The following is a 13,949-nucleotide window of genomic DNA, read 5'->3' as shown; positions in this document are numbered from 1 at the left end:
TTAATGCCGACTTATAAAATAATATCAACTTCTCATCAAACCATGCTTTCTGATAAATCGCTGCTCCATCTTTGGATTCCTAATATGTTTCAATTTACCGGAGGAATTCAAACTTATTCAGCTTTTTTTCTGGAAGCGTTACAAAGTTTACACCAAAATATAGATTATCATGTTTTCCTCAAACATGATACTTCTACATCACCCAATTTTTCCTTTTTACCTGATACCAAATTTCACTTTGCGGGAACTGCGCCTTCTGCTTTGAAAACGCTATCTTTTGCTACTAAAATATTTGGATATGGACTCTGGCAACGACCAAATTTAATCATATCTACTCATTTAAATTTTACTATTGCTGCCTATTGGTTAAAACGGATGGCAAATATTCCCTATTGGGCAGTTGCTCATGGTGTTGATGCTTGGAATATCGATCGCCCTGCCTTACAAACTGCGCTGCAAAATGCGGATAAAATTATTTCAGTTAGCGGTTACACTCGCGATCGACTTCTTGCAGAACAAAACCTAGATCCAACTAAAGTTATCTTGTTGCCCAACACTTTTGATGCGAGTCGTTTTCAAATTACTCCTAAACCTGAATATCTGTTAAAACGTTATGGACTAACAACTAATAATTCTATTATCCTGACAGTTGCTAGACTCGATCGTAGCGAACAATATAAAGGATACGATCAAATTATTCAAGTATTGCCAGAAATTCGTCGTCATATTCCGAATGTCCATTATATTTTAGGGGGAAAGGGAAGCGATCGATCTCGGATTATGCAATTAATTTCTCAGCTAGATTTGCAAAATTGCGTCACCTTAGCAGGGTTTATTCCTGACAATGAACTTAGCGATCATTACAATCTTTGTGATGTCTTCGCTATGCCTAGCAAAGGCGAAGGATTTGGCATTGTTTATCTAGAAGCTTTAGCTTGTGGTAAACCAACTTTAGGAGGTTTTAAAGATGGCGCTGTTGATGCTCTTTGTCATGGCGAATTAGGAGCTTTAGTAGACCCTGATAATTCAGCAGAAATTGCCCAAACTTTGATTAAAATATTGCAAGGTACTTATCCCCATCCAATTATGTATCAGCCAGAAACATTAAGCCTAAAAGTTAGAGAAATTTATGGTTTTGATCGCTTTAAACAAAGCTTAAAAGAAATTATGCAAACGGAGTTGATAAAGTGAAAGTTTTGCACGTTATTCCTTCAATTAGTCCAACTCTTGGTGGCCCAACACAAGTAGTTTTAAATTTAGTGAAAGCTTTGCGAGAATGTAAAGTTGAGGCCGAAATAGTTACGACAAATGATAATGTAGATGCGCCCTTATATCAACTTACTGAATATGAACAAGTTCCAGTGTGGTTTTTGCCAAAATCTTCTGTATCTTTAAAAGAGTATTTTTTCTCACCAGCTATTACTAAATGGTTGTGGCAAAATATCCAAAATTATGACATTTTAGATAATCATTATCTTTTTTCTTATGCTTCAACTTGTGCTGGTGCGATCGCTCGTTGGCAAAACATTCCCTACACAGTTCGCACAATGGGACAACTTGCACCTTGGGCACTTGCTCAAAGTCGCCGCAAAAAACAAATATATAGCCTACTTATTGAACGTCATAATTTGCATCGTGCAGCGGCTATTCATTGCACTTCAGAAGGAGAAGTTGAAGATGTCCGCAATTTTGGCATAAAAACCCCTACAGTTACCCTACCTTTAGGAGTCAATCAACCAGAAACTTTGCCAGATGCTAAACAAAAAATTAGAGAATTATATCAGATTAATCAAACAACTCCCATAGTATTATTTCTCTCTCGATTACATTACAAAAAACGTCCAGACTTGTTAATTCGTTCCCTCAGCAAATTAGCATTAAACCAAACTAAATTTCACTTAATTTTGGCAGGTACAGGTGAGCCTGAATACCTTGAATATTTACAAAAATTAGTATCAGATAGTGGTTTAACTGCTCAAACTACCTTTTCTGGTTTTGTCACCGGAAAAGATAAAGACTTGCTCTTGCAAGGATCGGATATATTTGTATTGCCATCTTTTTCGGAAAATTTTGGCATCGCCGTAGCAGAAGCGTTAGCAGAGGGATTACCTGTGATTATTACCCCAGATATTCAAATTGCGCCGGAAATTTCTAGAGCTAATGCTGGGTTAATTGTACCAGGAGAAGAGGAGACAATCGCAAGTGCGATCGTGCAATTACTCGCAACTCCAGAACAGCGTTACCAATTAGGTGAAAATGGTAAAAAATTAGTCAAAGAGCGTTACTCTTGGAATGCGATCGCTTGCCAACTAACCGAAGCTTATCGCACCATTATTGAAAAACAAACACTTCCCAACAATATCAATTTCTCTTAAGCACAAAATGACCTACTCTCAACGTTTATTACAACAAGGAAATCCCTTAACCCGACTAGCACATCGCTCTAGATTTAGTGCTGTTTTAAATCTCTTAGGTAATACCAAATATCAGCAAGCACTCGACTATGGTTGTGGCGATGGTTGGTTACTTAAAATCGCTTACGAACAAGGCATAATTTCATCAGGAATTGGCATTGATGTAGCAGATTATATGCTAGAAGCCTGTCAAGAAATGTTTTCAGAAATCCCAAAATTTCAATTTTGTAAACCAGAAGAATTATCTAAAGTAATATCCCCGCAAAGTTGCGATCTAATATTCTGCACTGAAACCTTAGAACATATTGGCAATGCGGAAAGTGCTTTGACAAAAATTTTAACCTATTGCCAACCGGGAGCGACGATGATTATCTCTGTTCCCATTGAAATTGGGCCATCACTTTTCTTCAAACAAATCGGACGTTACTTTGCCAATCTCAAAGGCAATTATGGTTACGAAAAATATACTGCTAACGAGATGATATCTGCTGCTATTATGTGGGATGTAGAAAGTTTTCCCTCATCCCATTCCCAGAAAAATGATTACACAGGTCATAAAGGTTTTGATTACCGTAAAATAGAGAAATTGCTGAGTGAGAAAGTAAAAATTCAGCAGCGAAAATTTTCTCCCTTTCCTTGGGGTGGCAATTTACTTAATAGCACAGTAATTTGGGTATGTAGAGTTTAAAAACTTAACAGCAGGCTAGTATTGTGTGGCAGCGAAAAAGCAAAGGACATCGATTACTTAAATTAGCAATCATTAGCTTTTTAGTGGTGCTAATTAGTTGGATTCCGGTGCGAATAGCGATCGCCAAAATCCAAGCACCTCAGCCACAAGCTATACTAACTCTCGGCAGCTGGCTCGATCGAGAATACTTTACCGCCCAATTCGCCACCAAACATCCTAATATAGACATTTGGGTTTCTTCTGGTACACCTCCCGAATTTGCCAGCCAAATTTTTCGCGCCTTTAGCATCCCAGAAAGCAGAGTGCATCTAGACTACCGCGCAGTAGATACCATCACCAACTTTACGACTTTAATAGACGACTTTAAAAGTCGAAAAATTCAACATCTTTACCTGATTACCTCTGAGTATCACATAACCAGGGCAAAAGCAATTGCTACCCTAATCCTGGGTAGTCAAGGTATTATATTTACTCCCATATCTGTTCCTTCAGATGAACCATCCGAATCTTGGTTTCGTATCTTGCGTGACATTGGTCGTTCCTTACTCTGGATTTTTACAGGACGTACAGGAGCTAGCCTTAACTCTCACTTTGAAGCAAAATTTTCAATCTAACTAATGGGTTAAAAAGCAAGATTAAATAATTATTTAACGTCATTTCTTAACTTTTGACTTTTGAATTATCACAGATGTCAATTAAAACTTGAGGGTACAACATGAAAATACCTGCAAAGTACTGGATACCTATTTCTTTACTTGCTGTTTTTGTTGGGTTGGAGGTGATACTAAGAGTCGCATTCGGATTAGGAAACCCAGTATTAGTACAAGCAGATTCTTTTACTGGTTATCGGTTTAAACCAAATCAAAATTTATTACGACTTGGTAAAAAAGTTCAGTACAATCAGTACTCGCAACGCTCCGAACCCATTACACTAACAAAATCACCGCAAGAACTGAGAATATTAATGACTGGTGACTCAGTTTTGAATGGTGGCAATCCTACTGACCAAAGCCAAACTATTACCGAACTATTTGAGACAGAACTGTTTGCATCTGGATATCCAGCAGAAGTATTAAATGCTTCAGCTGGTTCGTGGGGTATTGGCAACGCATTGGGTTATCTACGGGAATTTGGTACTTTTAACGCCGACGCAGTAATTCTACAAATAGGCACTCATGACCTCACACAGCCTACCAGTACCAGTGTCGTTGTTGGGCATCATCCAGCTTTTTCCACCCATCCACCATTGCTGGCAACCCAGGATGCCTGGAATCGTTATGTTTCGCCCTTAGTACTTGGTAAATTAGGCTACAACTTACCAAATGGCGATTTTGCATCATCTCCCATATCTCTCACCCCAGATCAGCAATTTAAACAAAATATGGAGTACCTCAAAGAGATAATTACTCTAATTCGTGGGAAAAAAATAGCTGTTTTCGTACTATTTACGCCAAATCGTGACGACTTAATACCAAAAACTAATGTGCCAAAGTATAAATCAGAGTTTTTTCGGTTGCTTAAATCTTTACAAGTTCCGATCGTTGACACCCATACCGCTTGGTCAACCTTGCCACCTGCAACAGTAGCAACCTACTTTCGTGATGATGTGCATCTTACTATACAAGGTCATCAAGCTATAGCTGAAAACCTCTTTAGGCAACTTTGCTTACAGCGCCAGTTAAAAGCCTGCTCCTAGCCACAACCTCCACTTGGTTCTCCAGCTACACCAAATAAAAAATGACATAGTTGAAGAAACCTTGAATAAGAGTGGCTAGATCGCTAAATTCAGTGGTAAATGTATTAGAGCGCCCTCCTTCACACAAAAAAATTTATACTCTTTTGTCGCCTAGATTATGGAATAAGGAGAAAGGTTTTGTAGAGTTAATAGGTGTAATGTGTGACCTGGACTCTTCAGTAGACAAGAACAGGTTACTTAAGTAGAGGCTGCCTTTCCACGAATTTACTATGTAAAAATTAAACACTTTCAGGAAAGATGTGGCAGCAAGTTAGTCTTGAATTTTGTGTTCACAAACACCTTTAGGGCATCATCAATGGAAATTAGCCAAGGGAAATGGAAATTGCAGAGATTCTTAACCCCACAGCCAAGTGGCATTAAGGAAGAAGATACAGCTAAACAACAACGAGCAGTCAAACTATCTATTATTACTCAGTTTTATCCCCCTGATTATGCTCCCACCGGGCAACTGATTGAGGAACTATCTACACAGTTAAGGCATCAAGGTCTGCATATCCACGTTTTTACAGGTCAACCTGGGTATGCTTTCAAAAAAGAATCAGCACCCGCTATTGAACGTAGAGATAAACTTTTAATTAGACGATCGCGCACCGCTAGACTTTGGCCCCAAAGGATTCGCGGCAAAGCCGTCAACGGTTTATTATTTTGTTTAAGATCTGCCTTCCATTTACTAAAAACCTGTTGGCGCGGCGATATCCTCCTCCTCACCACTGCGCCTCCCTTTTTACCGATTTTGGGTTACTTAGCCCATCTTTGGTTTGGTTTACCTTACGTATGCTTACTTTACGACTTGTATCCCGACGTAGCAGTAGAGTTAAAAGTTGTTCCCGGACACCATTGGCTAGTTAAATTCTGGAATCTAGTTAACAGAGAAATTTGGAAAAATGCTAAAGCGATCGTTGTTCTTAGTTCCACAATGAAAGAACGCATTGTCGCCAAATGTCCAGAAGTAGCTGACAAAATTTCCGTAATTCACAGTTGGGCTAATCCTGATTTAATAGTTCCCATACCCAAAAAAGATAACTGGTTTGCTCATAAATATAACTTGGTAGAAAAATTCACCGTTCTCTATTCTGGTAATATGGGTCGCTGTCATGATATGGAAACTATTATGGAAGCCGCCCAACAATTACAAGATCAACCAATTCAGTTTGTCTTTATTGGTGGTGGCGCTAAACGAAAACTTTGTGAAGAACAAGTAGTGTCACTGGGATTAAAGAATTGTTTATTTTTACCTTACCAAGATAAACAGTATCTTCCCTATTCTTTGACTGCTTGTGACTTATCCTTGGTGAGCGTGAGTGAAGGCATGGAAGGATTAGTTGCACCCAGCAAACTTTACGGTATTTTAGCAGCTGGTCGTCCTGTAGCGGTAATTTGTGAAGATCATTCCTACCTTCGAGACCTAGTAAAAGAAGCTAAATGTGGTAAAACTTTCCGTAACGGTGATGCTACAAAATTAGCTGAATTTATTAGCCATTTAGCTGCTAACAAACAGTTAGTTAATCAAATGGGTAAAGCTGGTCGTCGTTACTTTCAGTCTAACTTTACACTGGACATTATTGCTAAGGAGTATGCACAAGTTTTGTGTAAAGCCTTAGTAGCAGATCAGAAGATCGATCTATTGATGAAACAAGTACATTAATTTAATTAATTGTTACCGATCTTCAGGATTGAGTTGCATCATTTCATAAGTTGTATAAGTTCCAATAGGACTCCAAATTACATAAGGAACTAGCAACAAAGTTGCCCAAGGGGAAACAGACCAAACTGTTATGGCTAAAATAACGCCTAAAATGGAACCAATAGCGCCAACAATGGTGCCAGCTTTCAAACTATGGAGCCTTAACATGACTGGGTTATAAGCTACGATCGCTATTTCCACTAACAGGTAAAAACCCATTAACCACCATGTTTTTTGGCTCCCTGGATCTGTTTCCCAAACAATATAAGCTGACCAAGCTCCACAAATAAAAACAATAGTCCAAATAATGGGAATAGCAGCTTCAAAAGTTAGCCATTTGGGACGCTGCAACCGTTTAAACCACTTCACATCTTTAGGCAAAATTATATTACTACCTAGCGCAACTAATAATGTTACCGCTCCGATCGCCATCCAAGATTTAATCATTACTTTACTTTGGCTTTTACAAATAGTTTCTTTAGTGATTGTGTCAGGTTTTTAGAATCACTTTAATCAATCTTTGGTAGTAAGCTTCTCTGCATCTATCTTGGGGTGGAGGTTGGGCGATCGATCTTTTTTAAACCGCAAAGAACGCAAAGGGCGCGAAGGGAAGAGAGGGGCGATGTGCCTACGGCAGGCTACGCCAACGCATTTCTGAAACAGTTTTTTACAGCGTTACAAATGTCTTTTCTTCTTCCCAAGTCACCGATTTTTCAAGTTTTCCCGATTCGACAAATGTTTTAGCTGCGAGTAAAACTGTCTGTAAATCAACACACATTTTTGCAGGGTAATCTCCTGCTTGTCCACCAACAATTAGTGTTTCTATTTGTTCGGATTTGGAGAAACTAACCAAGTTATAAAAACTTATATTATCGAAAGTTACATTGACGATATATTTTCCCTCTTCACCACCGCCAATACTCATATAAGTTTCTTCATCCGCACCTAATGTTACTAAAGTTTTGCTCTTTCCATTTAATTCCAGAATCGCTGTTTCTATTTCTTGCCAACTAGGATTTTCAATGAAATCACCTTCATCTTTGTTGTCAACCCAGTTCTCTATGGTGATATTTGAAACAAACATTATTGCCTCCTTCTATTTGGGGGTTTAACAGCTATTGTTTTACTACCGCTTGGAGTAATAATTTCCAATTCTTCTATACCTAACTGCCAAGCCATAGAATTTACACCTCCTCTTATACCGCAAGCAGCGCATAGATCGCGATCGACTATTAAACGAGCTTTTCCTCCTCTAATTCCTACATCTGCTGCTTGTTGGAAAGCATCTGCCTCAGCGTGAGTTTTGGTAATCGGATTTACATTAAAAGTGATTTGCCGAGGATTTGGATTACTTCCAGAGTTAATACCAAAGAAATTTTGACCGCCTATTTCTAGTTTGGCTATAGTTGATTTGTCGGTTTCACTACCAGCAGGAGGCAAATCAAGCCTCTGTCTATATTCGGCTAATTCATCAAAAACATTTTGCGTTTTCGCCTACCTTTTGGGTTAATTACCCTGGTTTTATCTGAATTATCGCATTTTCCATTGTGTTTTTTTTTGGTTGGGCGATCGCACTTTACTACTTTTGCTGATCATCTTCTTGTTTAACATCGGGCCAGCGATCGAACCCCAGTAACTTCCCAACTTCAGAATTTTTCCAAAAAGCTTGCCGTTCAGCATGAGTCATGATCGCCTTTGTCCCAACTCGAACTTGTTCAGAAGTTAAAAATTCGGGGGACTCCCCATTGTCTTTCTTGTCTTTGGCTGAAGGTAAAGGCATTTTCTCTTGAGAATTTGAACACATATCCATCCTCTCCTGGGGCAATGTTGGTCGCCCCTACATACTCCATCTCTATTATGTCCCTGTAGTAGTCAAAGGCTGAATCGACGGACACTAAGACGATTAGCGTGTCTCTTACGCCTCCAGAACAATAGCGCAATCCCAGTTGTGTTGCATACCAAATTAGCCATTTCCCTATAGGTATAATTAGGCGATCAGCTTGCAGACCCCTACTAATAGGATTAGTTTCTAATTGTTCGATTTCTAAAGTTTCCGGTAGCCCTGGATAGGGAAAAACAGTATATCTAATTAGTCCCCAGATTTGCTGGTTATAAACAAGTTTAACTATATTTTGTAAGTCAAAGTCGGTACGCCGCCATAATTCTTGCCAGTTAAAAGTCCAATTAGTCGGCATATCATCTACTGTGGCAGGCGTAATTACAGCTTCTTGTTCGCCAGCAGCTTGTGTCATGACTCGCACCCGATACGAGCCGATGTCTACCATCTTACAGATCCTTGGGAGAGACAACACATCAACTATATACTATAGGGGTATGCTATAGTGGTAGGGTACATAAGAGAGAAAAACATGAGCAAAATTGCGGTTAAACCCATAGAAAAGGATGGGTTGGAATTCTATATATCTCCTGACGGGGAAGAAGCTGGTATGAGTGTCTCTACACTAGCCAAGCTATGTGGGGTAAGTTCTACAGCTTTATCCGATCCAGGCCGAGACAAGGGACTTCTCGACAAACTTTCTAAACCCCAAGCAATCAACTGGAAGGCTCCAGATTGTCTAGAACGCTTTCAGGGCAGAGTTTTCTCGCAATTACTAATTGGTGATAACGGAGGAAACCCAGCCAAAATCATTGTTGATGAAGTCTGTGCAGTTATTATCGAATATTATGCCTTTGAGTCAAAAGCGGCGAATCAAGTAGCACTTTATAGCTTCAGAAAATTTGCTACTAAGGGCATTCGGAAGTGGATAAAACAAGTGACTGGTTACGCTGAAGAAGGCGATAACGGTAAGGTGTTGGGTTTATTACAACAGCTAATAGCTAAAGTAGACAACTTGGAAACGACTGTTGAAGAATACCACAATATCAGGAAGACAACAGTTAATGTGTTTCCTGGTCTGGATGAGATGCTAAATAACCTTACAGAAAATAAAGCCCTACCTAGTGGCTTTGTGACTCTGAATGAGTGGCTAGAGAGCAAAGGCATTAATTTGTCCAAATCAGCCAAACATAGGCTAGCAAACATAGTGGCAGACACATATAAGTCAACTACTGGGCGTAAACCACCAAAAATGCTTATTGGAACTAATAGGGTATGTGTTTATAAAACTGAGGAAATACCCCTTCTTGAAATGTCCCTCAAGCACCTTATCAGTCAGTGAGAACTGACTGATAAGGTATATCAAATAAAAAAGCTGAGAAGCATTTAATAGTAGGTAGGGCGAGTATTCTCACCCTACAAAAATGCCTCGTTGCTCAAAGTTCAAGCTTAGATAGTATGGCAAATGCTTATTGCACTAAAGTATTTGCATAACTCCCTGCACTTGTAGCCTTTTTCCATCTGGGGTTGTCAGATAGACCGTTATGTTACTATGTTGGTGATTATTAATAATTTTAATTTGATCTTCAGGTAGTATAGTGACTTGAGCGAAGGATATGTCTGCACCTTCTATCAAATCCAAGGTTTCTCTCCACAAATTTGCTTTGTCAGCTGACTCAAATACTAAACTTATTAGATTTGCCCTAATTGTTCCGAATTGTTCATCTGAAATAATTCGCATAATTTTTCCTCACTTAAATTGTATTGAAGTAATTCAATATGCTCTAATACTGGGAGATAGATTCCCAATAAATGAACAAATTATTCACCATTCTAGCAATAGAATAGTACATTTGTCCTGATTGTAATTTTCTTATAGGTACTTACGCAACTTTTATTATAAAAAAGTTATAAGCAAAGCTTTCTGCCCAGATCCCCGACTTCTCGAAGAAGTCGGGGATCTAAATCTGACTACGATTTTACCCAAAAATTCCGCCAAAAAATTCGATCGCTTCCCTCAAAGCAGCAATAAAAACATCAATCTCTTCCTTCGTATTGTAGAAATACAAACTCGCTCTCGCAGTAGATTGAGCTTTAATATAACGGTGTAAAGGTTGGGTACAATGATGTCCAGCCCTAATCGCTACCCCAGCTTGATCTAAAATCGTAGATAAGTCATGAGGATGCACATTTCCCGCAGTAAAAGAAGCGAGTGCCGCTCTATTTCCTCCTGTAGAATCAGCTTGAGGGCCATAAACTCGAATTTCAGGAATTTGGCGCAATTGTTCAAACAAATAAGCTGTTAATTCCGCTTCGTAAGCATGAATTTTGTCCATGCCAATATTAGATAAATAATCAACAGCAGCACCAAGTCCAATTGCTTCAGCTATTGCCGGAGTTCCCGCTTCAAATTTATGGGGAATATCCGCATAAGTTGAATTTTCTAAGAACACATCGGCAATCATTTCTCCACCACCCATAAAGGGAGGCATCGCCCGCAGGAGTTTTTCTTTACCATACAGGAAGCCGATACCTGTTGGCCCACACATTTTATGTCCAGATGCAACTAGCCAATCACAATTAATTTTCTGGACATCAATAGGCAGATGTGGTGTACTTTGACAAGCATCAATTAATACTTTTGCGCCATATTTATGAGCAATTTCGGTGATTTCTTCAACCGGATTGATACAGCCCAAGGTGTTAGAAACATGAACTACGGAGACGAGTTTAGTTTTATTGGAAACTAGGGTTTTGTATTGTTCTAAATCGAACTCTTCGCTGGGTGTTAATTCGACAAATTTTAATACCGCGCCTGTAGTTTTAGCTACTAATTGCCAGGGGACTAAGTTGCTATGATGTTCCATAACGGAGAGAATGATTTCATCTCCGGGTTGTAAGTGAGTTAAACCCCAAGCATAAGCTACTAAGTTAATTGCTTCGGAAGCGTTGCGAGAATAGATGATTTCTTCGGGTAAGTTAGCGTTAACAAATTTGGCGATTTTTACCCGCGCACCTTCGTAAGCGTCGGTAGCTTTTCCGCTTAAGGTGTGAACTCCGCGATGGACGTTTGAGTTATATTGTTCGTAGTAATTTCGCAGCGCATCGAGTACCGCTAAGGGTTTTTGGGAGGTAGCGGCGTTGTCGAGATAAACTAAGGGTTTGCCGTTGACTTCTTGGTGTAAGATTGGGAAGTCTTTACGGACTATTTCAGCGAGGGTTCTTTCTTTTGTGATTGTCATTTTTGGTGAGGTTTTAATAATTGTTTTTTAACCACAGATGTCCACAGATGAACACAGATGGTTTTTGTAGGTTACTGGTGAGGAGGCGAGAAGTTAATTTGTGTTATTTCCTAGTCCTCAGTCACCAGTTCCGTAGGGCAGGCATCCTGCCTGTCATCCTCAATTCCCTCGTCTATCTTTCCATCTGTTTCACTACTGAATAAAGGGTTTCTCGCAGTGAGGGAATAGGTAATTTGTTGATGATTTCGGCGGCGAAGGCGTTAATTAAAAGGTTGCGGGAATCGTTTTCGTTTAAACCGCGACTTTGCAGGTAGAAAACTTCTTCTGCATCCAGTTGACTAACTGTTGCGCCGTGAGAACATTTGACATTATCGGCGGTGATTTCTAGTTGAGGTTTGGTGTCAACTCTTGATTTGGGGGAGAGTAACAAATTGCGATTTAATTGTGCTGCATTGGTGAGTTGTGCTGCTTGGGGAACGAAGACTTTTCCGTTAAATACGGCGTGTGCTTTGTCGGCGACAATACATTTATGTAATTGGTTAGTTGTACCGTGAGGTTTACTAAGATTGACGGCGCTGTGGGTGTCGGAAAGTTGTTCGCCAGCAATCATTGTTAAACCGTTGAGAACAGTTTCGGTTTGTTCGCCAGTTTGGAAAACTTCGAGGTTATGACGGGAGATTTTCCCACCTACATTAATCGCATTACAAGTATAGCGACTGTCGCGAGATTGCGCGATCGCACTCTTCCCCACATGAATCGCTTCCCTACCCTCTCTCTGCAAACGAATATGATTTACAGCTGCGTTTTCTCCTAACCAAATTTGTGTCACTGCATTGGTGAAAGTGGCAACATTACCGATAACTGCAAAATCCTCAACAACGGTGACACTACTACCAGATTCAGCAACTATTAAACAGTGGGGTTGTGCCAAAATTGGCGTTTCACCCGGCATAGTAATAAATAACAGATGAATCGGAGTTTCAATCTGTTGATTTTTTGGCACATACACCACTGCTGCATCCGCCAACCCTGCAATATTTAGGGCAGTGAACACATCATTATATTGTTGTTTTTGATTGAGTAATTCGCGGATACGGGCGTGATAATTTCCCGGCGCATTCGATAAATTCCCAGCAAAAAACTCCATCGCCAAAGTTGGCAACAGCGATGCTTCCATCGTTGACAACTGCGGTGCATAATAACCATTGACAAACACCACCCGCAACGGCAAAGAATCTTTAGAACTTACTGGTAAAGTTAGCGAAGACAAACCCAAATTTGGTTCATGAGTTAACTCAGGAACTTGCAAAGGAATTTCTAAAAGAGGCGAGATATCAGTAAACCGCCATTCCTCATCTTTAGTAGTAGGAAACTTAGAACCAAGCACATATTCCGCAGCAGCATCGCGCAAATCTTTCAACCCATAAGCGCAACCTTCCCGCTTACCTTTACCCTGCTTGCGGCACTGATTTACTAACTCCGGCAGAAAAGTTTCTCTATTAGCAACTTGTGTAATCATCGTACCACCTCAGTTGCTTTTTCTTCCGTTACCCAATCATAACCGCGTGCTTCCAATTCCAAAGCTAATTCCTTAGTTCCGGTAGTGACAATTCTGCCACCTTCCATCACATGAACATAATCAGGAATGATGTAATCCAACAATCTTTGATAGTGGGTAATTACCAACATCGTGTTCTCGGCATTTGCCAGTTGATTAACCCCATTCGCCACAATCTTCAAAGCGTCGATATCTAAACCCGAATCAGTCTCATCTAAAATTGCCAACTTCGGTTCCAACAACGCCATTTGCAGAATCTCATTCCGCTTCTTTTCTCCCCCAGAAAAACCCTCATTCACACTGCGGGTTAAAAAGCTAGGATTCATCTTCACTACTTCCAACTTTTGTTCCACTAAATCTTGGAAATCAAAAGCGTCCAACTCTTCCAAACCCTTGCTCTTCTGGTGAGAATTATAAGCCACCCGCAAGAAATCCAAATTACTCACACCGGGAATTTCCAAAGGATATTGAAAAGCCAAAAACACCCCATTTCTAGACCTTTCCTCCGGTTCCATCTCCAAAAGATTTTGTCCTTGAAAAATCACCTCACCGCCAGTCACCTCATAAGCAGGATGCCCAGCCAAAACCTTAGAAAAAGTACTCTTACCCGAACCATTTGGCCCCATGATAGCGTGAATTTCTCCCGCCCTCATCTCCAAATTCAAACCCTTCAAAATCTCATTTCCATCAACCTTCGCCCGCAAATCGCGAACCGACAAAATCACCGGACTATTCTCAACAATCATCTTCTTACCTTCTTCTTTCTCTTC

At 40.0% G+C, this 13,949-nt stretch carries 14 protein-coding genes and 1 pseudogene; 7 read left to right on the top strand and 8 right to left on the bottom strand.

Features of this window, described 5'->3' with window-relative positions:
• Window positions 1–3 precede the first annotated feature (3 nt).
• The 6 genes from IQ264_RS02130 to IQ264_RS02105 all read left to right on the top strand — a co-directional run bounded on the left by IQ264_RS02130 (window position 4) and on the right by IQ264_RS02105 (window position 6,503).
• Complete coding sequence (locus IQ264_RS02130; RefSeq protein ID WP_228061215.1) at window positions 4–1,191, top strand: glycosyltransferase family 4 protein; 1,188 nt, start codon at window positions 4–6, stop codon at window positions 1,189–1,191.
• Window positions 1,188–2,375 (top strand): glycosyltransferase, encoded by a 1,188-nt coding sequence (locus tag IQ264_RS02125; RefSeq protein ID WP_193978123.1) that lies wholly within the window; start codon window positions 1,188–1,190, stop codon window positions 2,373–2,375. The genes IQ264_RS02130 and IQ264_RS02125 overlap by 4 nt, the downstream gene beginning before the upstream one ends.
• Window positions 2,376–2,382: 7 nt before the next feature.
• Window positions 2,383–3,102 carry a class I SAM-dependent methyltransferase gene (locus tag IQ264_RS02120; RefSeq protein WP_193978121.1) on the top strand — a complete coding sequence of 240 codons (720 nt, stop codon included), beginning with the start codon at window positions 2,383–2,385 and terminating at the stop codon, window positions 3,100–3,102.
• Window positions 3,103–3,125: 23 nt separating this feature from the next.
• Complete coding sequence (locus IQ264_RS02115) at window positions 3,126–3,716, top strand: YdcF family protein (RefSeq protein ID WP_193978119.1); 591 nt, start codon at window positions 3,126–3,128, stop codon at window positions 3,714–3,716.
• Window positions 3,717–3,817: 101 nt separating this feature from the next.
• The gene (locus tag IQ264_RS02110) at window positions 3,818–4,798 is read left to right on the top strand and encodes an SGNH/GDSL hydrolase family protein (protein WP_193978117.1); all 981 of its coding nucleotides are present in this window, start codon (window positions 3,818–3,820) and stop codon (window positions 4,796–4,798) included.
• A 355-nt stretch (window positions 4,799–5,153) separates the two neighbouring features.
• Window positions 5,154–6,503: a glycosyltransferase family 4 protein gene (locus IQ264_RS02105; RefSeq protein ID WP_193978115.1), complete on the top strand. Its 1,350-nt coding sequence runs from the start codon at window positions 5,154–5,156 to the stop codon at window positions 6,501–6,503.
• 12 nt (window positions 6,504–6,515) lie between these two features.
• Here IQ264_RS02105 and IQ264_RS02100 read toward each other — a convergent pair whose 3' ends face one another.
• The 4 genes and pseudogenes from IQ264_RS02100 to IQ264_RS02085 form a co-directional block, all read right to left on the bottom strand.
• Entirely contained in the window at window positions 6,516–6,989 is a 474-nt protein-coding gene (locus IQ264_RS02100; protein ID WP_193978113.1) for a TspO/MBR family protein, read from the bottom strand.
• A gap of 220 nt (window positions 6,990–7,209) precedes the next feature.
• On the bottom strand, window positions 7,210–7,626 hold the full coding sequence (locus tag IQ264_RS02095; protein WP_193978111.1) for an Imm1 family immunity protein: 417 nt from the start codon (window positions 7,624–7,626) through the stop codon (window positions 7,210–7,212).
• Window positions 7,626–8,003: pseudogene (locus IQ264_RS02090) on the bottom strand (deaminase); the annotation flags it as partial. The gene IQ264_RS02095 and the pseudogene IQ264_RS02090, both read right to left, overlap by 1 nt.
• 254 nt (window positions 8,004–8,257) lie before the next feature.
• Window positions 8,258–8,827, bottom strand: coding sequence for a hypothetical protein (locus IQ264_RS02085; RefSeq protein WP_193978107.1), 570 nt, complete (start codon window positions 8,825–8,827; stop codon window positions 8,258–8,260).
• Window positions 8,828–8,911: 84 nt separating this feature from the next.
• Here IQ264_RS02085 and IQ264_RS02080 point away from each other — a divergent pair, with 84 nt between their 5' ends.
• On the top strand, window positions 8,912–9,721 hold the full coding sequence (locus tag IQ264_RS02080) for a hypothetical protein (protein ID WP_193978105.1): 810 nt from the start codon (window positions 8,912–8,914) through the stop codon (window positions 9,719–9,721).
• A 135-nt stretch (window positions 9,722–9,856) separates the two neighbouring features.
• Here the strand turns inward: IQ264_RS02080 and IQ264_RS02075 are convergent, their stop codons facing one another.
• The 4 genes from IQ264_RS02075 to sufC form a co-directional block, all read right to left on the bottom strand.
• Window positions 9,857–10,120, bottom strand: a complete 264-nt coding sequence (locus tag IQ264_RS02075) for a hypothetical protein (protein ID WP_193978103.1) — start codon at window positions 10,118–10,120, stop codon at window positions 9,857–9,859.
• Between the two features lie 238 nt (window positions 10,121–10,358).
• Entirely contained in the window at window positions 10,359–11,621 is a 1,263-nt protein-coding gene (locus IQ264_RS02070; RefSeq protein ID WP_193978101.1) for a SufS family cysteine desulfurase, read from the bottom strand.
• A gap of 172 nt (window positions 11,622–11,793) precedes the next feature.
• Window positions 11,794–13,140 carry a Fe-S cluster assembly protein SufD gene (sufD, locus tag IQ264_RS02065; RefSeq protein ID WP_193978099.1) on the bottom strand — a complete coding sequence of 449 codons (1,347 nt, stop codon included), beginning with the start codon at window positions 13,138–13,140 and terminating at the stop codon, window positions 11,794–11,796.
• The gene (gene sufC / locus IQ264_RS02060; protein WP_193978097.1) at window positions 13,137–13,925 is read right to left on the bottom strand and encodes a Fe-S cluster assembly ATPase SufC; all 789 of its coding nucleotides are present in this window, start codon (window positions 13,923–13,925) and stop codon (window positions 13,137–13,139) included. Before sufC ends, sufD begins: the two co-directional genes overlap by 4 nt.
• Between the last annotated feature and the right edge of the window lie 24 nt (window positions 13,926–13,949).

It is taken from the genome of [Phormidium] sp. LEGE 05292 (genome assembly GCF_015207735.1).
Taxonomy (GTDB): domain Bacteria; phylum Cyanobacteriota; class Cyanobacteriia; order Cyanobacteriales; family Aerosakkonemataceae; genus Floridanema.
Note: the sequence above shows the minus strand (reverse complement) of the source record. Positions and strands in the feature narration are given on the sequence as shown.